Raw genomic sequence first — 19641 nt, forward strand, 5'->3', positions numbered from 1 at the left:
ACAACAAAGGCAGCGCGCCATGATCGCAAACCCAGATTTCCCGGCCGATTTTCGCGCTGCGCTCGCCAACCTCTTCCTGTGGCGGCGCGACGTCAGGCGATTCAAGCCGACGCCGCTCCCCGATGGAGCGCTGGAGCGGCTGCTCGAGCTTGCCAGCGCCGCACCGTCCGTCGGGCTGAGCCAGCCCTGGCGCTTCGTCGTCGCCGAGAGCGAAGCATGCCGCGCCGCCGTCAGGGCCTGCTTCGAGCGCTGCAACGCGGAGGCACTCCAAAGCTTTTGCGGTGAACGCGCCGCCCTGTATTCGCGCCTGAAGCTTGCCGGCCTGAATGAGGCGCCCTGCCAGCTTGCGGTTTTCGCCGACCGCGCAACCGAGCAAGGGCATGGGCTCGGCCGCCTGACCATGCCAGCCACCATAGACTATTCCGCTGTCATGGCGGTCCACACGATGTGGCTGGCGGCGCGCGCCGAAGGAATAGGCATGGGCTGGGTCTCGATCCTCGATCCGGCCGAGGTGGCGACGATCATGGACGTGCCGGCGGAGTGGACGCTGATCGGCTATTTCTGCGTCGGCTATCCCTCGGAGGAACACAGCGTGCCGGAACTGGAACGGGAAGGCTGGGAGGTCCGGCGCGCTTCGATCGTGATAAGGCGGTAGTGCAACGGCGGCGCTGCCATCCTCTTTGCGGGGAAGAATGACTCCTCCCTGCAGGGCTGTGGACGTCAGGGATGGTTTCGCCGATCGTCATCATTGCCAGCAAGACACCATGGCAATGCCAGTCGTGACGGCCTTGATCTGAGGAAGGGCATTGAATGTTTCGCTGCGACGTGCAGGCCGAGATCTGGGTCTATCCGGGCAAGGGCGGCTGGCATTTCGTGACGCTGCCGCCGGAGCCTGGAGCATGGATCAAGACGGCGATGACGGGGCTGGCACGGCCCTGGGGCTCGCTCGGCGTGGAAGCCGTCATCGGCCAGACCAGATGGCGGACATCGCTGTTTCCCGACAAGAAATCCGGCAGCCTGCTCTTGCCGATCAAGACCGCGGTGCGGGTCCGCGAAGGCCTCGGGGCTGGCGACACGGCCAACCTGACGATCGAGATGCAGTTATGACGACGTTGGGTCAGGCTGACGACGACGCGCTATAGGGCGGCCAGTCGGTCGGATCCAAAGTGAGTACCGGTTTTTGGAAAATCCGATGCTCAACAAAAAGATGAGCGGCGGCATGGCCCGATGACGCTGCGGCTGTGGCTAGAAGCGATCGGCCTGGCACTTATCGTTGTGCGCATCGATGACGGCCGCAAGCCTCGGCCACGATGACCGGCAACTGTCGCTGGATCTCGTCGGCGGTCGAGTGAACAACGTTCTCATCAGCAAGGACTTCAAGCGCTATCGCTCTCCCTCATTGGCCGATGTCGTTGCCTGATTTGTACGTTTCTCAACTAGAGTACTACACGAAACACGAGTTTCGACATCGATGATGTCAAGGTGCTATACGTAGTAGGAGGCGGGGCAAGGGCCAGCAAAGAGCTGACCGTGGTGGGGCTAAATGGAAGTGGTTGACCGCGATGAGGGTAAAGCTTTCAGCTGGGTTCGGATCGGGTTTTTCTTCACGGCCATCTATTTCGGGGCTGTAGGGTGGGTGATCCTCAGATCAGGTCCAGAAAGCCTCGTTCAAATCAAATCCGGCTTGCAGCTGAATGAATTCGCGGACGCGATGGCCGGGATGTTCGCGCCTCTCGCATTCCTTTGGCTATTTATTGCCACCATGGTCCAATCCCAAGAGTTGGCCCTTCAGCGAAGGGAACTGAAGCTAACGAGGCGGGAGTTTGAGCTAAACCGTGACGTCGCTAAGGGCCAGGCTGAGGAGGCGCAGAAAACGGCCAAGTTCATCGGCGAGCAGACCAAGATCATGGCCACAGGCGAATACGACAAACTTATTGACGCTCAGATCGAGGGCTTTGAGCGAATGTATCCAGCGGTCGGATCGCGTGCTCTGATATTTCGTGGCAAAGAAGCCGATTCAAGCATGTTCATAAAGCTCTCAACGAATTCATACACTTTTCCGGCTATCAGTGAGAGGGTATGGTCGGCCTCGAATGAATACAGGACAGCTAAGCAGAAGTTCCCTGATCGAAAACTGTACTGTCAGACACCGGATGGCTTCAAAGTACTGAAACAGATGTTGGACCGGATGAGTGAGGCTAGAGAGGGAGCTTCCCCGCGGCATCTAGAGATCCTTAGGCTTGCAGCATTTGACGTTTTGGTACATTCGCTCGACTTCATTATGAGCGAATGTGAGAGAGGTGAATAGTCGGACATTTGGTTTTCTGAATCGGTCAAGAATGCTCGTCATGCCGTCGTTCTATGCCAGACACGGGCGACGTCAAACGATCCCTTGAATATCTTCCGCACTTCGAGTTGACTGATGGAGTTCGCTGGCGAACTCAGTATTTTGGGGGGATTAATGCAAATCATCCAACATACAACCTTAGCTCTACTACTGGGGTCGCTTGTCTTATTTGCGTCGCCGTCTAATGCAGCAGACTGCCCTACAGGCGAAACCCGACAAGAGCACCATGTCGGCAACTTCAATTTTGTCACCAACTCGTGGGTCGAGGAAAGCGGCAAGCTGCGCCGATACGTGTCCTGTGTTGGGAATTTTGATCGCGATTCCGACCTACTTGTCACTTGGCATGTCGCCGGCCCAACGGGCACATATGTACCCTCAGATGATGTGGCAACCGAACGGCGGATGAGCAACGATCTCAATCCTAGGCCGGTCAACGGCTGCATCAAATATGGCAATCTCGGTGACTACGCGGGGGCCCAGTTCATAGGCTCGGCCGCTGACGAAGACGAAAACGCCAAAGACAACCCGTGTACTGTAGCAAACACCTTGGGCGGTCCTGAGTTGGCCAAGCCCGGCATACCGGAGGACGGCTACAGTGACCAGGTGCGGGTGTTTTTTCCAAGCAATCCGGACAAGCCCCGCGAGACTATGCTTGAAATCAATGGGGTGATCGGAATCTCCCCGATCGATGGTGCGTTCGAAAGTTTCTTCACGTACAGCGCGCAAAAATACAAAGACAGACCCGACGGAAACCCTGACGCTATCCGAGTGCGGCCAATATTTGTGACAGCACCAGAATCGTATTATAAAGCTTTTTTCGACTATAATAAGGAAATTACACCGCTCGGATCTAAAGGCAATATTGTATTTACGGTTTTCAATTCTAATACGAATTTGGTTCCTGCTACAGCTTTCTATGAGTTTATCTCCTCTGATAACCGCGTTGTTGGTTCCATTCCTATGCCGATGTTCGGGCCTGAGCAGTGAAAAAGGCTTTTGAATTCATATTCAGTATAACGCCCAGCATCGCGCTGACGTTTGCAGAACCATGGGTTAACCTATTCAAAGGCACCGCTATCCTGCGCCCGGACGTACCGCACGCGCTCGTCAATACGGCACTCGCTCTCTCCGTGTTCCTTTCGATTGTGGTCGTTCTTATCGGAAAATCGTGGGATGGCTCCTACAAGCTGCGGACAACTAAAAACCTGCTGGTGATGACACTCGTGCTCGCCCTCGTTTGCTACGGATCGCGCTTGTTCCTTTCCTGGCCGCGCAGCAGGGTCGTTCAGAGCATGATTACCTCAATGTGGGACCTTTGCGGCTGGGTCTTCGTTGTGGTGGCTATAATGACAGTCACCTTCGCTGCCTTGTACGCGTTTTCCATCCCTGCGGAATCACGTTCTGTTCGCTCTGGCTAACATAAGCCGGCCTGAGCGTGACTGCCGCACAGGCCATACGGTAGCGCCGCATGGTCGCCTCGGCGATCGGCGTCTTCGTCGTCCGATTCTCGCCGGTTTCGAAATCGGCAATGCGGGGAACTGACACGCCGGTCAGCTCGGGTACCTCCGACCGGCCCATATGCGCCACGTTCTCGCGCCACCAGCGTGCACGAACGTGTTCGGGGCTATCGGGGGAGGAGGAACCATCGCGCCGGCCTCCCCTTGGCAAGGCGGCGGGCGGCTTGTATAGAGCCCGCCACCCTCATTTCCACTCTCCATCACAAGGACGATCTCATGGCGCTCGAACGCACCTTTTCCATGATCAAGCCGGACGCGACCCGTCGCAATCTCACCGGCGCTATCACCAAGATACTGGAAGATGCCGGCCTGCGCGTCGTCGCTTCGCGCCGGGTGTGGATGAGCCGCCGCGAGGCGGAAGGTTTCTATGCCGTCCACAAGGAGCGTCCGTTCTTCGGCGAGCTGGTCGAGTCCATGTCGTCGGGCCCGACAGTCGTGCAGGTGCTGGAAGGCGAGAACGCCATTGCCAAGAACCGCGAAGTGATGGGCGCCACCAATCCGGCAAGCGCAGCCGAAGGCACCATCCGCAAGCTGCACGCGCTGTCGATCGGCGAGAATTCCGTGCATGGTTCCGATGCGCCGGAAACCGCCGCGCAGGAGATCAAATACTGGTTCTCGGACACCGAGATCGTCGGCTGAGCCGGCATCCCGAACCCCATAAAAGAGGCCGGCGCAACGCCGGCCTTTTTTGCTAAAGCGCGTCGCGTTCGACCGGCCTCCTGCGACGCGCTTTAGGTTTCTTGTCTTGATGCATGTCGTTATCGCAAAACCGCTGCACACTTTTGCGCGACATGCAGTGGCGGACATTTTCAGCTTCAGGCTCCTCGACGGGTTACGGGTGCGTTAAGCTCGGAGGGGCGGATCAAACGCGGTCCCGACAATGGAGCCGACCAGGCCATGACCAGCACCATTCCCGGTTTCTTCCAAGGCACCGAAATGCCGACCGGCGGCTGGTGGGAAGCGTTGTGGCCCGACCCTGCCGGGGTGTTGACGGCGGTGGGAATGAAGCCCGGCATGGACGTGGTCGATCTCTGCTGCGGCGACGGCTGGTTCACGTTGCCAATCGCCAGGGTCGCCCGTCATGTGATCGCCATCGACATTGATGCCGATCTGCTCGAAGTCGCCAGGCGGCGGCTGGCCGAAGGAGGCGCGGGCAATTGCGAGTTTTTGGCGGGCGACGCCTATGAACTTGCCAGGCTGGTGCCTCAAGCCGTCGACTTCGTCTTTATCGCCAACGCTTTCCACGGCGTTCCGGATCGGCCGCGGCTTGCCCGCGCCGTGCGCGCGACGCTTGGCCCTGCCGGTCGTTTTGCCATCGTCAACTGGCACCAGTATCCGCGCGAGCAGACCACGGTCCTGGGCGAGCCGCGCGGGCCAAAGACCGAGCTGAGGCTGTCACCCGAACAGACCACCGCGTCGGTGGAAGCGAGCGGGTTCAAGCTCGCCGAGCTGGTTGATTTGCCGCCCTATCACTACGGCGCGGTATTCAAACTCGCGACGAATTGACGAAATATCGCATGAGATGCGGCGTCGTCGCCCGATACATGTCGCCCGCCGCCCCCTAGCGGCGGGTTCTGTCAGTCTATTTCGCCTCGCGTTCCTTCACGTTCGCATGTTCGTTCGCCGCTTCCGTGTCGGTGGACGGGGTCTTGGTCTCTTCACCTGAAAACGGGCTGCCCTGCCCCGGTGCGAGATCGCCGCTATGGCCGGCCTTGTTGGTCTGGAACGGTTGGCTGTCCGCTTTGAGACCGTGGTCAAGAGCATTGACGAGATGGTCGTCCGCCTTGGCAAGGCCGGTAAAGGCAAGGAGCGATGCACCGGTGGCGGCAAGGATAAGCGTGTGCGTTTTCATGTCTGGACTCCTTTGAGTTAAGGCCAGAACGAGCCGCAGCCATTCTGGCGGCTTCAACGAAGGGACAACGTCCCTTTTGCCTTACCCGCCATCTTATGTGGAACTAACGCGCCCTCTGCCCGGCCTATTCCCGCTGAAACACAATGTGATCGGCATGCAGCTGCCGCAGAGAGTAATCGGCTTGGGTGATGCGCTAGCTCGCGGCGTTGAAGCGCAGAATGTCGCGGCCGCCGCTGTCAATGATGACAAGCTTGCCGGCGTCGACGTGGTAGGATGCCGCTTTGGCCAGCGCCTCGAACAGCGCCTTTTCCTCGGCCATGACCTGAGGCGCGCAGGCCTTGAAGGTCGAGCCGATGTCGCTGATGGCGATCATCGAGCCGTCTACCTTGGCAGTGGCGAAATAGACGTTGCAAGGGCCGCTGCCGCCGGCCTTGCCGGCTTCGCTGATCCGGAATGTCGCCCGCGGCTCGGCAATCACGCCGACACCGTCGATATATTCGACCAGCCAGCTTTGGCCGAACACCGAAGCTGCCGCCGGCGCATCGCTCGGCGCCGCCATTTTCAGCATGATGGTCTGTGGCGCGTCGCTGAGCGGGTCGACCTGGTGGCGCGCATCTGTGACGAACAGCAGCCGGTCGTCGACAGTGATGCGCGCCTGCAGCGCGTAGGTCATATCAGGCCGGATCACCTGCGGATCGAAGCTGATCTCGAACTTGATCGGCACCTGGCCGGCCGGCACCACCTTGCGCTCACCGATGATTGCGGCCGGCGCGTCGGCCAGCGACACGTCGGCAAGCTGCACGGAAAGCACGGCATTGGGCGGCAGCGCGATGCGCTCGCGATACATCACCTCGCCCTTGAGGGTCTTTTCGGCAGCCGCGGAATGATCCGGAATGGCCAGGATGCCGACGGCCAGCGGCACCAGTCCGAAGATGAAGAACTCGGCAATCCTGTCCAGCATGATCCTGCTCCCCTTCCGGCGAAGGGTCTCGCAGGATTGCGGTCAATGAATGGCTGGCCGGGTATGGGATGGCTGTCGCAGGGATTTATTTGGACGGCGGCTGCTTCCAGCGGCTCGCCGCCTTGTCGTCTGCCTCCTTGGCGTCGACCCAGCCGCCTTCGGAACCGTCGCTATGGTGTTCCTTTTTCCAGAACGGCGCCCGTGATTTCAAATAGTCCATCAGGAAATTCGCGGCCTCGAACGCCGCCTGCCGGTGGGCGGAAGCCGCCACTACCAGCACGATGTTTTCGCCGGGCGCGATCTTGCCGTGGCGATGGATCGCGGTGAGCCCCTGCAGTGGCCAGCGCTCGATTGCCTCGCCGGCGATGCGGGATATCTCGGCTTCCGCCATGCCGGGATAATGTTCGAGCTCGAGCGCGGAGAGCCTGCCTTGCTCGTCGCGGCAAAGGCCGGAGAAGGTCACCACAGCGCCGATGTCGTTGCGACCCCTGGTCAGCCTGGCGATCTCGGCGGCGACGTCGAAATCCTCCGCCTGGATGCGCACGACCGGCACCACCGCGGACATGGTTCAGCCACCGGTCATCGGCGGGAACAGCGCGATCTCGCGCGCGCCGGCAATCTTCTCGCGGTGCTCGACATGTTCCTGATTGATGGCGACGCGGATCACGTCAGGATATTGCAGCGCGTTCTCGTACTCTTCGCCGCGCGATTTCAGCCAGCGCAACAGGTCGGCGACCGTTTCGATGCCGGCCGGCAGTTCGACCTCTTCCTCCGGTCTGCCGATCCGCTCGCGCACCCAGGCGAAATAGATGAGCTTGGTCGACATTTTATTCATCCATGATGTGCTTGAGGCCGGCGCGGAAATAGTCGTAGCCGGTGTAGAGCGTCACCAGGGCTGCGATCCACAGCAGCACCAGCCCGGTCTGGGTGGTCAGCGGGAAGATCTTGTCGCCGGCGGGACCTGCAAGCAGGAAGGCGATGGCGATCATCTGGATGGTGGTCTTCCATTTGGCCAACTGCGTCACCGGCACCGAAACCTTCAGGGCCGCCAGATATTCGCGCAGGCCCGAGACCAGGATCTCGCGGCACAGGATGATGATCGCCGCCCATAGCGACCAGCCGGCGATGCCGGCATGGCGGTCGGTGTCGGCGGCAAGCAGCAGCAGGCAAGTGGCGACCAGCAGCTTGTCGGCGATCGGGTCGAGCATCTTGCCGATGTTGGAGGTCTGCTGCCAGGCGCGCGCCAGATAGCCGTCGAAGTAATCGGTGATCGAGGCGAGCAGGAAAATGATGAGCGCCGACCAGCGCGCGAAGTCGCTCGATTTCAGATGGCCTTCCAGGAAGAAGCACAGCACCACCAGCGGCACCGCCAGGATGCGGGCATAAGTGAGCATGTTGGGCAGGTTGAATGCGCGCTGAGCCATGTTTTGGGAACTCTTTCTGCCTGCTTAGTCAAATCAGAAGCGAATGTGGGGGGTCAACAGGCCAGAATCGATTAGCCAGCCGAAATGTCGGCAATACGTCTTAGCTCTCGTGAAAATGATTGTAGACCAATTTCGCCACCTGCTCGGAAATGCCGTCGACCTTGACCAGGTCCTCGACGGCGGCGCGGCTGACCGCCTTGGCCGTACCAAAATGCATCAGCAGCGCGCGCTTGCGGCCGGGGCCGATGCCGCTGATCTCGTCGAGCGGGCTCTTGACCATCTCCTTCTTGCGGCGGGCGCGGTGCGAACCGATGGCGAAACGATGGACCTCGTCGCGCAGCCGCTGGACGAAATAGAGGACCGGATCGCGTACGGGCAGCGAGAATGGGGCCTTGCCCTTGACGAAGAAGCGTTCGCGGCCTGCATCACGGTCCTGACCCTTGGCGATGCCGATGGCCACGACGCGGTCCTCGATGCCGAGATCGGCGAGGATCTTGCGCACCGCCGTCATCTGCCCTTGGCCGCCGTCGATGAGGATGACGTCGGGCCAGGCGGGGAAGCCGCCGGCGTCCTCGATATCGTCGCCCGGTCCGGTAGGGCCCGCCTCGTCCGCGCCCTCGGTTTGCGGGGCATCGCCATGTTCCTTCAACAGCCGCGAGAAGCGCCGCTGCATCACCTCGCGCATCATGCCGAAATCGTCGCCCGGCGTGATCTCGGTCGAGCGGATGTTGAACTTTCGATACTGGTTCTTCACAAAACCTTCCGGCCCGGCGACGACCATGGCGCCGACGGCGTTGGTGCCCATGATGTGCGAGTTGTCATAGACCTCGATGCGCACCGGCGGTTTTTCCACGCCGAAGGTCTCGGCAAAGCCAGTGAGCAGCCGCGCCTGGGTCGAGGTTTCGGCGAGCCGCCGGCCGAGCGCCTCGCGCGCGTTCTGCCGCGCGTTGTCGGTCAGGTCCTTCTTCTCGCCGCGCTGCGGCACGGAGATCGACACCTTGCGGCCGGCGCGGGTGGAGAGGGCCTCCGCCAGCAAGTCCTGGTCCTCGACGCCATGCGACAACAGGATGGTGCGCGGCGTCGGCTTGTCGTCGTAGAACTGCGCCAGGAACGATCCCAGCACCTCGCCGGCTTCGAGCGCCGGATCGGCCTTGGGAAAATAGGCGCGGTTGCCCCAGTTCTGGCCGGTGCGGAAGAAGAACACCTGGATGCAGACCTGGCCGCCCTCCTGATGGATGGCGAAGACATCGGCCTCGTCGACGGTCTGCGGATTGATGCCTTGATGGCTCTGCACATGCGACAGCGCCGCCAGCCGATCGCGATAGATGGCGGCGCGTTCGAAATCGAGGTTCTCCGAAGCCTGCTGCATGGCGGCGGAGATCTCCGTCTTCACCTTCTGGCTGCGGCCGGAGAGAAAATCCTTCGCCTCGGCGACAAGCCTTGCATAGTCGCCGTGCGAGATTTCGCCGGTGCACGGGCCGGCGCAGCGCTTGATCTGGAACAAAAGGCAAGGCCGGGTGCGGTTCTCGTAGAAGGAGTCGGTGCAGCTCCTGAGCAGGAAGGCGCGCTGCAGCGAGTTGATGGTACGGCCAACTGCGCCGGCCGAGGCGAAGGGGCCGAAATAATCGCCCTTGCGCGAGCGCGCGCCGCGGTGCTTGTAAATACCGGGCGAGACATGATCGCCGGTCAATAGGATATAGGGGAACGACTTGTCGTCGCGCATCAGCACGTTGAAGCGTGGCCGCAAGCGCTTGATGAGGTTGGCTTCAAGCAGCAGCGCTTCGATCTCGGTACGGGTGACGACGAACTCCATGGTCGACGTCTCGCGCACCATGCGGCCGATGCGGCTGGTGTGGAACCGGCCTTGCGCGTAGCTGGTGACCCGCTTCTTCAGGCTGCGTGCCTTGCCGACATAGAGCACGTCGCCGGCGGCATTCATCATGCGGTAGACGCCGGGCGCATTGGGCAGCCGCTTTACCAGCGTCTGGATCACCTCGGCGCCGACCATGCCGTCGGCGTCGCCGGCATGCGGGGTCCAGTCGATGGCGGTGAAGGTAACGTCCGGACCGCTGGCTGCAGGCTCGACGACTTCCTCGGCCGCCTCGTCCTCGAGGTCGATTTCGGGCGGCAGGTCGTCGGCGCCACCGCGCGTTTTTTGTTTCTGGTCCATGGGGCTCATTCCGTCATGCCTGTCACATCGGGCGTCTGCCATGCAAGATGCTGGCCGCCGTCAAGCGCGATCATCTGGCCGGTGACCGAGCGTGCCGCCCAGAGATAACGGATAGTGGCACCGAATTCCGGCAATTCCGGGCCGCGTTTCAGGATCAGCCCGGCAATCTGGGCATCGAAATCGCTGTCGTGCTGGCGCGTGTTCTTCAAGGTCGGGCCAGGACCAATGGCGTTGACACGGATGCGGGGACCCAGCGCCTGCGCCATCATCTCGGTCGCCGCCCACAAGGTCGACTTCGACAGCGCATAGGAAAAATAACGCGGCGTCGGTCGCCAGACGCGCTGATCGATCATGTTGACGATCAGCCCCTCACTGTTCTGCGGCAAGGCCCGGGCGAAAGTCTGCGCCAACAGCGCCGGCGCCTTGACATGCATGGCGAAATGGCGATCCCAGGCCGGCCAGTCGAAATCCTCAACGCTGTCGTGCTCGAACAGCGAGGCGTTGTTGACCAGCAGCGACACCGGCCCGAGCGCCGCCGCCGCGCGACCGACCAGGTCGCCGACGGCGTCCATCTCGGTCAGGTCGGCAGCAATCACTGCGGCCCGGCCATGTCGACCAAAATGACCACTGGTGATCTGGGCCGCCAGTTCCTCCGCCTCGGCCAGCGAGCGATTGCAATGAATGGCGACGGCAAAACCATGCGCGGCAAGATCTTCGACGATCGCCCTGCCGATCCGCTTCGCCCCGCCCGTCACCAGTGCCGTCGCGGCGACCTTGCTCATCTGTCAATCCTTAATCCGATGCCGATTCCGACCTGCCGGGATCGCGCCGGCAAATTATGGCCCGCCAAGCGTTAAATCCCATTTCCACCTGGGGCAGGATTGTGGCAAAGTGGCCGGTGGGCGTTTTGGCTCGACCGGAATTCGGGCCAGCCCGCCCGCAATATAGGGCGCTGGAGCCCTTACACCAAGCCGTGTGCAGTGCAGCACGGCGAACCTGCTGACATTCGCTGTTGCGAAGATGCAACGTCAAGGTTCTGCCTCATTCGTGCCAGGTAATGACCCAAGTTCAGGTTCGCTTCAGCCGCATTTCGACACGACATTTGGAACCGTTGAACGCCGGATCCGTTTCACCCCCCGGACGGGTTGAGGGCGCTCATGAAAAAACAAGCCTGTGTCCTGTGGCTTAAGGAGTAAAGAACAATGCAAGCCAATCTTAAATTTGCGCGACCGCTCGCGGTGGCGTTTGGGCTGTTCGCCCTCGGCGGAACCGCCTATGCCGCGGACGTGGTTCAGGAAGAGCCGCCGGCACCTGCCCCGATCGCAGAACTTCCGGTCGCATCCTGGGCCGGTCCCTATGCCGGTGTGAGCGTCGGCTACGGCTTCGCTGGCCATGCCAAAGCCAAAGACATTGGCGTCGACGTTGACACCAAGGGTTTTGTCGGCGGCGTCTTCGGCGGCTACAACTGGCAGCAGGAGAACTTCGTCTACGGTGCCGAAGCCGATATCGGCTATAACGGCGTCAAGGGCGACGATGCCGGCATCGAGGCCAAGGGCGGCTTCGAGGGTTCGCTGCGTGCCCGTCTCGGCTACGCTGTCACCCCGGACATCCTGCTCTACGGCACCGCCGGTGGCGCGCTGAAGAACCAGAAGATAGAAGCGGCCGGCGTCAGCGACACCAACACCCAGTTTGGCTGGACAGCCGGCGTGGGTACCGACATCAAGATCACCGACAATGTGTTCGGCCGTGTCGAGTATCGTTACACGGACTTCGGCAGGAAGGACTTCGACGGTATCGGCAAGGTCAAGTCGACCGACAATCGCGTCACCTTCGGCGTCGGTATGAAGTTCTAAGTCGTCCAAGCCACGACACGAAAAAGCCGGGCCTCGCGCCCGGCTTTTTTTGTTGGCATCGGTTGAGACCGCTTGTCCTCAAGCCGGGATGGCGGGCTTCAGCTCCGGGAATTTCTCGTCGAAGCGTGCCGCCCAGCGCGTCAGCCGGCCGCGGCCCTTTTCCCATTTTCCAGCGAAGCGCAGCGAGAGATAGCCGAGGCAGGCGCGCAGTGCGATCTGGCCGAGGGTGATTTTCTTCGGCAGCTTCGGCGGGTTCGCGTTGAGCAGATCGAGCGCGGCCGAAATCTTCGTCCACTGGCGCTCGAGCCAAGGCTGGTAGACCATCTCTTCCGGCCGTGTGCGCCGCTCATAGACCATCGACAGCGCGCAGTCGCAGATGCCGTCGGCCAATGCCTCCAGCACCTCCGCCTCAAGGCGCTTGTCGGGATTGCGCGGAAACAATGCGTTCTTCGACATCCGGTTGAGATGCTGGGTGATGGCGCGGCTGTCGTGGACCGAGCGGCCGTCATCGAGCACCAGCACCGGGATCTTGCCGAGCGGATTGGCGCCGATCAGTTCGGCCGGCCTTTCCTCGGTCTTTATCGGCACGAGATCGACCGCAATGCGGGCATGAAGTGCTGCCATGCGCACCTTGGAACTATAGGGGGAAGTAGACGCGTAGAGCAGTCTGGGCATTGTCGATTCCTGTTTGTCGGCTACAGCTCCATACGTCCTGTTGGACGCGCAAAAGGACGCGGTAGCATTGTGACTTCGCGCATGACCCTTACCGAAAATCGATTCCGACAGGGGCTCGTGCGTGGCACTGTTGACCGATCATGCAGGGTTCATCAACGGCCAGAGGCGGAAAACCGCGCCGCCAGCGTGCAGCCATAGTCTCGCGTTCGGATGCGATGAGCCGGAGGTGCGGCGGCAGACGCGAGCAGGTCGGACAATCCAGATCCGAGCAACTACCAACTCGGCCTTGCACCGAAGGTTGGTTTTGGCAGCCACGAATATCCCACCGGACTTCGCCGCATGGCGAAGTCCTGGGAGCTGCGAAAAGACGTCTTCCTCCCGCCTCTTTCTGGTCCTGCCCGACTGTCAACCAAGAAGCGAGGCGCCTGTCCGGCATCCCGCCCTGGCTGTCTTGAGTACTGTCCCCTGCGACAGCAGGACCGCGACTACTTCTTGGCCTTCGCCTTTGCGGGCGCTGCCTTCGGCTTGGCCGCGGGCGCTGCTTTCTTCACTGCTGCAGAAGATTTCGCAGCGGCGGCCTTTGCCGGTGCTGCCTTCTTCGCAGCGGGCTTCGCCGCGGCCTTTGCAGCCGGCTTCTTGGCCGGTGCCGCCTTCTTTGCCGGTGCAGCCTTGGCCTTGGCCGGTGCTGCTTTTGCCTTGGCCGGTGCTGCTTTCTTCACGGCTGGTTTTGCCGCGGCCTTGGCGGCCGGCTTTTTGGCCGGCGCTGCTTTTGCCTTAGGCGCAGCGGCCTTCGCTTTGGCCGCGGGTGCTGCTTTCTTCACAGCAGTTGCGGCCTTTGCCGCGGCTGCTTTTGCCGGTGCTTTCTTTGCCGGTGACTTTGCCGGTGCCTTGGATGCCGGCGCTTTGGATGACTGCTTAGCCATATCATGCCCCTTCCGTTGTGCCGACGGCCGTTATTGACCCGGCGCGCATTGCATATCTGACTCGCGGCTTGCTAGCCAGCGAAGCATTAGAATGATTTTTGTAGCTTAAGTTTCGGTTACGGCGAGCGCGCGACCATTTTACCCGCGCAAAAATCGGCTGCGAATCTTTGTGTCCCGCAGCGAAGTTCTGCGACAGAAATTCTGGTCGCTCTATCTCGACCGGTCTTCTCGTCAAGCTCATGACCTGTTCGACCAGCTTTGCGCTTCAACGTCCGACGCTCGGCGCGAACATTGTCAAGAGCGAAGGCGGTCGCCCGCCTCGTCTTGTCCGAAACGATAAACTACAGGTAAGTAGGAAGCAACGCGACGAGCACGCCGCTGCACTATCTTGCACGACGCGATGAAAGTAAGCAGACAGCTCGCATTTCTGAAGGACAGGATATCCGTCGATAGATCCGGTCGAGCCGACCGTGATCGAAAGCGCTTGGCCGTTCAGGCGCCGAGCGGCTCACGGCCTATCTGCAGCCGGCGCGAAGGCTCGGCCCTGTGGAGATGGACGGCGAAGGTATCCCATGGCGGCATGACCGAAATCTGCGCCAGGATGCGCCCCGCTTCACCGCGATGATAGCCGCCGTGCAGTACGACGTGGGTCAGCATTTCCTGTCGCGACATCAATGCCTTATCCCCGTCGGTGAACACGAATGCGACGGGCTCGGACAGCTGCCGCGACGAAACGGTTTCGAGATAATCGAGATACCAGCGATCGGTCGCTGCGACCGCGGCGCGAAGTTCGTCGAACGCCGGCGTGTCCTCGGTGGTGTCGGCGGAGTAGCCATGGCTTGCGTCAACCAGGTGCGCCGAGAATATCCGCGACACCACATGGCTGTGATCGACGAGCCGTATCACGGCCTGCCGTTCCTTGCCGTGAACATGCGGGTCGAGACTCGCGAGCTTTTCCAGCAGTTCGTCATTGGCCCAGGCCTGATAGGCAAACAGGCTGCGAAGCAGAGCGAGCGCATTCATGGTCGGTGTCCTTTTCCGGAAATGCGAGTATGTTGTTTATATTTTCAGGAGAATGGGCGAACGTGTCTACTCGCATTGCAAAACCGCATCCGCGCATGCGCAAACAGCCGCGCCAGGCGCGTTCCAGAGCAACCGTCGAGGCGATCATCGAGGCGGCGGCTCATGTTCTGAGCGGGCTGGGGTGGGCCGGCTTCACCACCAACAAGGTTGCCGAGACAGCAGGTGTAAGCATCGGCACGCTCTACCAGTATTTTCCCGACAAGCTTTCCCTGCTCGCTGCCGTCCGGCGCCGTCACTTCGATCATGTGCTGTCGGTCATTCGCGATTCGGCGGAAGACCAAAAGCCGCTCAGGAAATTCGCGCAGGAGCTGGTGCGCGGCATGATCGCGGCGCACAGCATTCACCCGACACTACACCAGGTGCTGCTCGACGAGACGCCGGGCGATCGCGGCTCCAGGGCCGCCCATGCTTCGTTCCAGGCGCAATACCTCAATCACTATGCGACTGCTGTCGCCACTTATCGCAAGCCAAGGAAAGGCGCCGACATGCAGACCGTGGCGCGCGTGCTGTCGTCAGCGATCGAGGTGTGATCCACAATGCGGCACGCCGGAACATGCTCGCCGCGCCGGAGCTGCAAAAGCAACTCGTCGACCTGATCTGCGCCTACCTATCGGGAGCAGGCCGCATCGGTCGATAGCGCATGGCACGGCGGAAGTCGGGATTTCTGTGTGTCGTTCAAACCCGGCTTATGAGGTGCGGCAAGGACGATGCCAACAATGCCGCACCTGATGCGGCCAAGAGTGTGAGGACGATCTTTCGAAAAGTCGCCTCGCTAACGCCGATGTAGAGTCTCGCGCCAAGGAGTGTCGGTATCAACATCGCCGGCGCGACGACGGCAAACATCGGCAGCATTTCGAGCTTGATCTTTCCGGCCGCAAGATAGGCGGCCATCGTCATGGAGAGGGTCACAAGGTTGAAATTCTGGATGACAATACGCTGCCTGTCCTTTTCCCATTGGCGCAGCACGCACCACAGCGTTGGAACCGGGCCGGTGAAGCCGCCAAGTCCACCCATGATGCCGCCGACCAGACCTATTGCACCGTCTGCAACAGGACCCCCGACCGTGATGGGAGGGAGGCGACGCGCAAAGAGCATCAAGGGACACCAAACGACCAGCAGCGCGCCGAAGACCAGCTTGAACAACTGCACATCCAGCAAGGGCAGGATGGCGACACCGACCGGAATCCCTATGGTCCCGCCGATCAGGAAGGGCAGCAGAAGCCTGAGATCGAAACCCCGGCGGACGGTGACGGCAGCGATGATCTGACCGGTGAGCGCCCCAAAGACCGCCATGGCAGCAGCAAGCTGGGGCTCCACGGTCCAAACCCAAATCGACATGGCAACCAGGCTGAAAGCGAACCCGGAAAGCCCCTGGACGAAGCCTGCAACGACCGCGCCGAGAGCAACAGTATAAACAAGCGAATCCATGTGGTGCTGTTTCCCCGCAAACTCGTGACAGCAGATCGCGCTTCCCGCGAATGCTGCGCCGCATGGAAACGGTGACGGTCGATCAGGTGGCCGGTGCTAAAAAGTCGGAATCAGCGAGTGCGCGATCAGCGCAGGACGCGGCAGCGGCCGTTGTAGACCATCCAGCGGTCGAAGCCCGAGACGCAGAATTCGACATTGTCGCCGATCGAGGCAAAACCCTGGCCTTCCTCGATCAGGTACCAGATGGTGCGGGCGCCGCCGTCGGAGAGGCTGACGGTGGCGCCGCAATAACGGCGGCCGATCGGCCAGGTGTCGTCGGCCGGCAGATAGCGATGCTGGTGGATGCGCTGGAAGTCGACGATCTGCACATCGGGCAGATGCGGCACGTGATGCACCTGATAGGAGAAGCGGTCGGTGATCTTGTTCAGCACCCAGGCCTCGCCGCAGACGCCGCTATCCTCGTCGGTATAGATTGCAAGGTCGGCCGCCTGGACTGCCTGGGTGACGCCAAGAGGCGCGGCCAGCGGCGTGCAAAAGGCGAGCAGTGCGGCAAGGGCGGATTGGGCGAAGCGAGTCATGGCAGCCTCTCAAGGTCGACTGCGTGCACTGTGCGGATTCGCTGACGCGCGGTCAAGCGGTTGTAGCGACCGTGGTTGTGGTGACGATGGTTGCGCTGACGGAACGGCAGGGCCGCGCCTCAAACTACTCTCCCGCCAGCCAGTCCAGCGTCCAATGCGACGGCTGCTCAAGTGCAAGCAGCCGGTGCAGCGCCGGCAGCAGCGTCCGTAACTCGCCTTCCAGCGTGAAGGGCGGATTGACCACCACCATGCCGCAGCCGTCGAGGCTCGGCTCGACGGCGTCCGGCCTGATCTCAAAACCGATGTCGAGCAGCTTCGAAATGCCCGTCTGCTTCAGCGCCTTGCGGAAGGCGGCGACCGCCCTGCGGTCCTTGAGCGGATACCACAGCGCGTAAATCCCTCCTGGCCAGCGCCGATGGGCTCTTTGCAGCCCGTCGACCAAGCGACCGAACTCGCCCTCTTCCTCGAAAGGCGGATCGATGAGCACGAGGCCGCGCTTTTCCTTTGGCGGCAGATGCGCGCCGAGCGCCAGCCAGCCGTCGAGCTCGATCACCCGGGTCTGGAAGTCACCGTCGAACAGCGCCTTCAGCCTGACGACATCCTTAGGGTGCAGTTCGACTGCCGACAGCCGGTCCTGCTTGCGCATCAGGTGCCGGGCGATCAGCGGCGAACCCGGGTATTTTTTCACGCCGCCGTCCGGATTGAGCGAATTTACGGCTTCAAGATACGGTGACAGCAGTGCCGCCGCCGGCGCATCGAGGGCCGCATCGACGAGCCGGCCGATGCCGCCTTGCCATTCGCCGGTCTTTTGCGCTTCGGTCGAGGACAGATCGTAGCGACCGATCCCGGCATGGGTGTCGATGACCCGAAACGCCTTGTCCTTCTGCTTCAGATATTCGATCAGCCGACTGAGCACGACATGCTTGACGACATCGGCGAAGTTCCCGGCATGGTAGGCGTGGCGATAGTTCAATTGGAGCCCCTGCCCCAGCGCGGCGGTGGCGGCTGCGAGTTTGGATTTTCCGGCCGGCGGCCGCCGAAACGGAATGCCAGCACCAGCCCGACCAGGCCGGCCGCCATCAGGGAAAAACCGACCGGGCGCGCCCGGCGGTCGACCTCGCCGGCACCCGAGCGCAGGACGAGATCGACGGCCCGCATCGGAATGCCTTCGGCGTCGCCCGGACCGACGGTGAAGATGTAGGAACCAGGGGTAACGGTCGGGATCAGGCCGGCCTCGTCGCGAAAGATCCTGTCCGGCAGTTGCGGGCTGACCTGGCGCGGATTGTCGGAGTGATTGAACTGCAGCGTCGAGGCGAGCACCGTCCTGCCGCCGGTGGCGGCAGTGAGGGTCAACACAGTGCGCTGCTGCGAGACGATGCGCTCGGCTCTTGCCGTAAGATCGACCAGCACGCGTAGCGGCCCGTCGCGTGCGCTCAGGGGTACCGTCACCGGCTTGAACCGGCCCTGGTCATACACCCGCCAGGTGCCGATCTCACGGCCGGAGAAGTTGGTCATCGCCCAGGGGTAGACGACGCCGATGCCGGTACCGATGAGCAGGATCAGGGCGAACAGAGAGCGCATGAGGTCAAGACCCGGTATTCGGCGCGTTGGCGCCGTCGCGGGCGCGCTCCATTTCGTCCAGGAGCATGTCAAGGCCGAGATCAAACGTCCGGTCGAATTCGGCGGTGCCGAAATAACGCCCCGCCGCAGCTACTTTTGGAAAATCCTGCGCCAGTTGCTCATCGCTGACGGTGCTCACGGCCGAAGGCCCCTTTGCATAGCCGGCAGTCTCGTCGAGGATGGCACCCATCAGATAATAGCCGGTGGTGCGGAACAGCCGCGCACCCAGTTCCGGTCGGAAGCCGCCGGCCTCGAACAGGCCAAGGATGCCGTTCAGCCAAGTGAGACACGTCGGCGAATTCATCCGGTAGGTTACAAGGAACGTGGCAAAGGCCGGGTGCTCACGCGCGACGCGGCGGAAATCCTGCACGGCAATGCGTAACCTTTGTCGCCAAGGGAGGTCCGCGTCGGGCATTTCGAGGGAGCCGATCAGCCGATCCACCAAGGCTTCGAAGAGATGCGCCACCGAAGGAAAGTGGTGATAGATGCTCATGGCTTCGCAGCCGAGTTCTGCCGCCAGCTTGCGCATCGAAAACCCGGCGAGGCCCTCGCTCTCGATAACCTTCAAAGCCGCATCCTCGATCATCTCGCAAGACAGCCGGCCGCGCAGTCGCTTTTTTTTGATCGATGTGTCCATGGTGCCGCTTGACAACTTACGCTGTAAGGTTCATTTTGACATTACCTTACACCGTAAGGCAAACAAACGCCAGAGGAGAATGTCATGTCTGCCTATCGTACTCTTTCATCAACGCATTCTTCCATCCGCCGCGCCTGCCTGCTCGCCGCCACCTGTGTGCTGACCCTGGCTGCAGCTCCTTCTTATGCCGATGAGTATGACGCGACCGTCAAGGACATCCAGTCGACCATGGGCGGGGTGCCCGGTTTCGTAAAGCAGTTCCCGAAAGCCGGTCTGCCCGGTGCATGGGCCGAGGTCAAGGCCATCCAGCTCAGCGACAAGACGGCGCTGCCGCCGAAGGTCAAGTCGCTGATCTCGCTGGCGGTGGCGGCGCAAATCCCGTGCAACTACTGTATCTGGTCGGACACGCAGGACGCCAAGCGCGCCGGCGCCACCGACGAGGAGATCCAGGAGGCGGTCGCCGTTTCAGCGCTGACCCGCCATTGGAGCACCATCTTCAACGGCATGCAGGTCGATTTCGATACGTTCAGGAAGGAGATGGGCGGGCAGTAATGCTTTCGTTATTAGAGCGGG

General features: G+C 61.5%; 26 protein-coding genes. 11 read left to right on the top strand and 15 right to left on the bottom strand.

Annotated features, from left to right (window positions below; all coding sequences use genetic code 11):
• The first annotated feature begins 19 nt into the window (after window positions 1-19).
• The 8 genes from bluB to NKI16_RS13335 all read left to right on the top strand — a co-directional run bounded on the left by bluB (window position 20) and on the right by NKI16_RS13335 (window position 5370).
• Window positions 20-655, top strand: coding sequence for a 5,6-dimethylbenzimidazole synthase (bluB, locus tag NKI16_RS13300; RefSeq protein ID WP_352622375.1), 636 nt, complete (start codon window positions 20-22; stop codon window positions 653-655).
• Window positions 656-810: 155 nt separating this feature from the next.
• The gene (locus tag NKI16_RS13305) at window positions 811-1107 is read left to right on the top strand and encodes a DUF1905 domain-containing protein (protein ID WP_023677668.1); all 297 of its coding nucleotides are present in this window, start codon (window positions 811-813) and stop codon (window positions 1105-1107) included.
• A gap of 178 nt (window positions 1108-1285) precedes the next feature.
• Window positions 1286-1420 (top strand): hypothetical protein, encoded by a 135-nt coding sequence (locus NKI16_RS13310; RefSeq protein WP_352594402.1) that lies wholly within the window; start codon window positions 1286-1288, stop codon window positions 1418-1420.
• A 123-nt stretch (window positions 1421-1543) separates the two neighbouring features.
• Window positions 1544-2308 (top strand): hypothetical protein, encoded by a 765-nt coding sequence (locus NKI16_RS13315; RefSeq protein ID WP_352594401.1) that lies wholly within the window; start codon window positions 1544-1546, stop codon window positions 2306-2308.
• A 114-nt stretch (window positions 2309-2422) separates the two neighbouring features.
• Window positions 2423-3334 carry a hypothetical protein gene (locus NKI16_RS13320; RefSeq protein WP_352622378.1) on the top strand — a complete coding sequence of 304 codons (912 nt, stop codon included), beginning with the start codon at window positions 2423-2425 and terminating at the stop codon, window positions 3332-3334.
• A complete protein-coding gene (locus NKI16_RS13325) occupies window positions 3331-3765 on the top strand; it encodes a hypothetical protein (RefSeq protein WP_352594399.1) in 435 nt (144 codons plus the stop codon). The genes NKI16_RS13320 and NKI16_RS13325 overlap by 4 nt, the downstream gene beginning before the upstream one ends.
• A 315-nt stretch (window positions 3766-4080) precedes the next feature.
• On the top strand, window positions 4081-4503 hold the full coding sequence (ndk, locus tag NKI16_RS13330; protein ID WP_023677669.1) for a nucleoside-diphosphate kinase: 423 nt from the start codon (window positions 4081-4083) through the stop codon (window positions 4501-4503).
• A gap of 258 nt (window positions 4504-4761) precedes the next feature.
• On the top strand, window positions 4762-5370 hold the full coding sequence (locus NKI16_RS13335) for a class I SAM-dependent methyltransferase (RefSeq protein ID WP_352622380.1): 609 nt from the start codon (window positions 4762-4764) through the stop codon (window positions 5368-5370).
• 76 nt (window positions 5371-5446) lie between these two features.
• Here the strand turns inward: NKI16_RS13335 and NKI16_RS13340 are convergent, their stop codons facing one another.
• The 7 genes from NKI16_RS13340 to NKI16_RS13370 form a co-directional block, all read right to left on the bottom strand.
• Window positions 5447-5716: a hypothetical protein gene (locus NKI16_RS13340; protein WP_023677671.1), complete on the bottom strand. Its 270-nt coding sequence runs from the start codon at window positions 5714-5716 to the stop codon at window positions 5447-5449.
• Between the two features lie 193 nt (window positions 5717-5909).
• Window positions 5910-6677 carry a YbaY family lipoprotein gene (locus NKI16_RS13345; protein ID WP_352622382.1) on the bottom strand — a complete coding sequence of 256 codons (768 nt, stop codon included), beginning with the start codon at window positions 6675-6677 and terminating at the stop codon, window positions 5910-5912.
• Window positions 6678-6762: 85 nt separating this feature from the next.
• Window positions 6763-7242, bottom strand: coding sequence for a molybdenum cofactor biosynthesis protein MoaE (locus NKI16_RS13350; protein WP_352622384.1), 480 nt, complete (start codon window positions 7240-7242; stop codon window positions 6763-6765).
• Window positions 7243-7245: 3 nt separating this feature from the next.
• A complete protein-coding gene (gene moaD / locus NKI16_RS13355) occupies window positions 7246-7503 on the bottom strand; it encodes a molybdopterin converting factor subunit 1 (RefSeq protein ID WP_023677674.1) in 258 nt (85 codons plus the stop codon).
• A gap of 1 nt (window position 7504) precedes the next feature.
• On the bottom strand, window positions 7505-8101 hold the full coding sequence (gene pgsA / locus NKI16_RS13360) for a CDP-diacylglycerol--glycerol-3-phosphate 3-phosphatidyltransferase (protein WP_352481786.1): 597 nt from the start codon (window positions 8099-8101) through the stop codon (window positions 7505-7507).
• 100 nt (window positions 8102-8201) lie between these two features.
• Entirely contained in the window at window positions 8202-10280 is a 2079-nt protein-coding gene (gene uvrC, locus NKI16_RS13365; RefSeq protein WP_352622386.1) for an excinuclease ABC subunit UvrC, read from the bottom strand.
• Window positions 10277-11053, bottom strand: a complete 777-nt coding sequence (locus NKI16_RS13370) for an SDR family oxidoreductase (protein WP_352594394.1) — start codon at window positions 11051-11053, stop codon at window positions 10277-10279. The genes uvrC and NKI16_RS13370 overlap by 4 nt, the downstream gene beginning before the upstream one ends.
• A 420-nt stretch (window positions 11054-11473) precedes the next feature.
• Here NKI16_RS13370 and NKI16_RS13375 point away from each other — a divergent pair, with 420 nt between their 5' ends.
• Window positions 11474-12124 (top strand): outer membrane protein, encoded by a 651-nt coding sequence (locus tag NKI16_RS13375; protein WP_292662341.1) that lies wholly within the window; start codon window positions 11474-11476, stop codon window positions 12122-12124.
• A gap of 78 nt (window positions 12125-12202) precedes the next feature.
• On the opposite strand, the gene NKI16_RS13380 is transcribed toward NKI16_RS13375, so the two are convergent.
• The 3 genes from NKI16_RS13380 to NKI16_RS13390 form a co-directional block, all read right to left on the bottom strand.
• Complete coding sequence (locus NKI16_RS13380) at window positions 12203-12799, bottom strand: glutathione S-transferase family protein (RefSeq protein ID WP_352569696.1); 597 nt, start codon at window positions 12797-12799, stop codon at window positions 12203-12205.
• Between the two features lie 485 nt (window positions 12800-13284).
• A complete protein-coding gene (locus NKI16_RS13385; RefSeq protein ID WP_084641221.1) occupies window positions 13285-13722 on the bottom strand; it encodes a hypothetical protein in 438 nt (145 codons plus the stop codon).
• 492 nt (window positions 13723-14214) lie between these two features.
• Window positions 14215-14745 carry a DinB family protein gene (locus NKI16_RS13390; protein ID WP_352569694.1) on the bottom strand — a complete coding sequence of 177 codons (531 nt, stop codon included), beginning with the start codon at window positions 14743-14745 and terminating at the stop codon, window positions 14215-14217.
• A 62-nt stretch (window positions 14746-14807) separates the two neighbouring features.
• Between NKI16_RS13390 and NKI16_RS13395 the strand changes: the two genes are divergently transcribed.
• A complete protein-coding gene (locus NKI16_RS13395) occupies window positions 14808-15335 on the top strand; it encodes a TetR/AcrR family transcriptional regulator (protein ID WP_352922940.1) in 528 nt (175 codons plus the stop codon).
• 145 nt (window positions 15336-15480) lie between these two features.
• On the opposite strand, the gene NKI16_RS13400 is transcribed toward NKI16_RS13395, so the two are convergent.
• From NKI16_RS13400 to NKI16_RS13420, 5 genes are all read right to left on the bottom strand, one after another.
• A complete protein-coding gene (locus tag NKI16_RS13400; RefSeq protein WP_352622388.1) occupies window positions 15481-16233 on the bottom strand; it encodes a sulfite exporter TauE/SafE family protein in 753 nt (250 codons plus the stop codon).
• A gap of 125 nt (window positions 16234-16358) precedes the next feature.
• On the bottom strand, window positions 16359-16811 hold the full coding sequence (locus tag NKI16_RS13405; RefSeq protein ID WP_023677684.1) for a hypothetical protein: 453 nt from the start codon (window positions 16809-16811) through the stop codon (window positions 16359-16361).
• A 124-nt stretch (window positions 16812-16935) separates the two neighbouring features.
• Window positions 16936-17784 carry a 23S rRNA (adenine(2030)-N(6))-methyltransferase RlmJ gene (locus NKI16_RS13410; protein WP_352622390.1) on the bottom strand — a complete coding sequence of 283 codons (849 nt, stop codon included), beginning with the start codon at window positions 17782-17784 and terminating at the stop codon, window positions 16936-16938.
• Window positions 17781-18392, bottom strand: coding sequence for a hypothetical protein (locus tag NKI16_RS13415; RefSeq protein WP_023677686.1), 612 nt, complete (start codon window positions 18390-18392; stop codon window positions 17781-17783). The genes NKI16_RS13410 and NKI16_RS13415 overlap by 4 nt, the downstream gene beginning before the upstream one ends.
• A 4-nt stretch (window positions 18393-18396) precedes the next feature.
• Window positions 18397-19068, bottom strand: a complete 672-nt coding sequence (locus NKI16_RS13420; RefSeq protein ID WP_352622392.1) for a TetR/AcrR family transcriptional regulator — start codon at window positions 19066-19068, stop codon at window positions 18397-18399.
• 84 nt (window positions 19069-19152) lie between these two features.
• On the opposite strand from NKI16_RS13420, the gene NKI16_RS13425 reads away from it, so the two are divergent.
• Window positions 19153-19620, top strand: coding sequence for a carboxymuconolactone decarboxylase family protein (locus tag NKI16_RS13425; RefSeq protein WP_352454415.1), 468 nt, complete (start codon window positions 19153-19155; stop codon window positions 19618-19620).
• The last annotated feature ends 21 nt before the right edge of the window (window positions 19621-19641 follow it).

It is taken from the genome of Mesorhizobium sp. M0698 (assembly GCF_040320455.1).
GTDB lineage: Bacteria > Pseudomonadota > Alphaproteobacteria > Rhizobiales > Rhizobiaceae > Mesorhizobium.

Bases quoted from the DNA above. Each gene is read 5' to 3' on its own strand.
- bluB (WP_352622375.1), top strand. From the start codon at position 20: ATGATCGCAAACCCAGATTTCCCGGCCGATTTTCGCGCTGCGCTCGCC.
- NKI16_RS13305 (WP_023677668.1), top strand. From the start codon at position 811: ATGTTTCGCTGCGACGTGCAGGCCGAGATCTGGGTCTATCCGGGCAAG.
- NKI16_RS13310 (WP_352594402.1), top strand. From the start codon at position 1,286: ATGACGGCCGCAAGCCTCGGCCACGATGACCGGCAACTGTCGCTGGAT.
- NKI16_RS13315 (WP_352594401.1), top strand. From the start codon at position 1,544: ATGGAAGTGGTTGACCGCGATGAGGGTAAAGCTTTCAGCTGGGTTCGG.
- NKI16_RS13320 (WP_352622378.1), top strand. From the start codon at position 2,423: ATGGAGTTCGCTGGCGAACTCAGTATTTTGGGGGGATTAATGCAAATC.
- ndk (WP_023677669.1), top strand. From the start codon at position 4,081: ATGGCGCTCGAACGCACCTTTTCCATGATCAAGCCGGACGCGACCCGT.
- NKI16_RS13335 (WP_352622380.1), top strand. From the start codon at position 4,762: ATGACCAGCACCATTCCCGGTTTCTTCCAAGGCACCGAAATGCCGACC.
- NKI16_RS13340 (WP_023677671.1), bottom strand. From the start codon at position 5,716: ATGAAAACGCACACGCTTATCCTTGCCGCCACCGGTGCATCGCTCCTT.
- NKI16_RS13345 (WP_352622382.1), bottom strand. From the start codon at position 6,677: ATGCTGGACAGGATTGCCGAGTTCTTCATCTTCGGACTGGTGCCGCTG.
- NKI16_RS13350 (WP_352622384.1), bottom strand. From the start codon at position 7,242: ATGTCCGCGGTGGTGCCGGTCGTGCGCATCCAGGCGGAGGATTTCGAC.
- moaD (WP_023677674.1), bottom strand. From the start codon at position 7,503: ATGTCGACCAAGCTCATCTATTTCGCCTGGGTGCGCGAGCGGATCGGC.
- pgsA (WP_352481786.1), bottom strand. From the start codon at position 8,101: ATGGCTCAGCGCGCATTCAACCTGCCCAACATGCTCACTTATGCCCGC.
- uvrC (WP_352622386.1), bottom strand. From the start codon at position 10,280: ATGAGCCCCATGGACCAGAAACAAAAAACGCGCGGTGGCGCCGACGAC.
- NKI16_RS13370 (WP_352594394.1), bottom strand. From the start codon at position 11,053: ATGAGCAAGGTCGCCGCGACGGCACTGGTGACGGGCGGGGCGAAGCGG.
- NKI16_RS13375 (WP_292662341.1), top strand. From the start codon at position 11,474: ATGCAAGCCAATCTTAAATTTGCGCGACCGCTCGCGGTGGCGTTTGGG.
- NKI16_RS13380 (WP_352569696.1), bottom strand. From the start codon at position 12,799: ATGCCCAGACTGCTCTACGCGTCTACTTCCCCCTATAGTTCCAAGGTG.
- NKI16_RS13385 (WP_084641221.1), bottom strand. From the start codon at position 13,722: ATGGCTAAGCAGTCATCCAAAGCGCCGGCATCCAAGGCACCGGCAAAG.
- NKI16_RS13390 (WP_352569694.1), bottom strand. From the start codon at position 14,745: ATGAATGCGCTCGCTCTGCTTCGCAGCCTGTTTGCCTATCAGGCCTGG.
- NKI16_RS13400 (WP_352622388.1), bottom strand. From the start codon at position 16,233: ATGGATTCGCTTGTTTATACTGTTGCTCTCGGCGCGGTCGTTGCAGGC.
- NKI16_RS13405 (WP_023677684.1), bottom strand. From the start codon at position 16,811: ATGACTCGCTTCGCCCAATCCGCCCTTGCCGCACTGCTCGCCTTTTGC.
- NKI16_RS13415 (WP_023677686.1), bottom strand. From the start codon at position 18,392: ATGCGCTCTCTGTTCGCCCTGATCCTGCTCATCGGTACCGGCATCGGC.
- NKI16_RS13420 (WP_352622392.1), bottom strand. From the start codon at position 19,068: ATGGACACATCGATCAAAAAAAAGCGACTGCGCGGCCGGCTGTCTTGC.
- NKI16_RS13425 (WP_352454415.1), top strand. From the start codon at position 19,153: ATGTCTGCCTATCGTACTCTTTCATCAACGCATTCTTCCATCCGCCGC.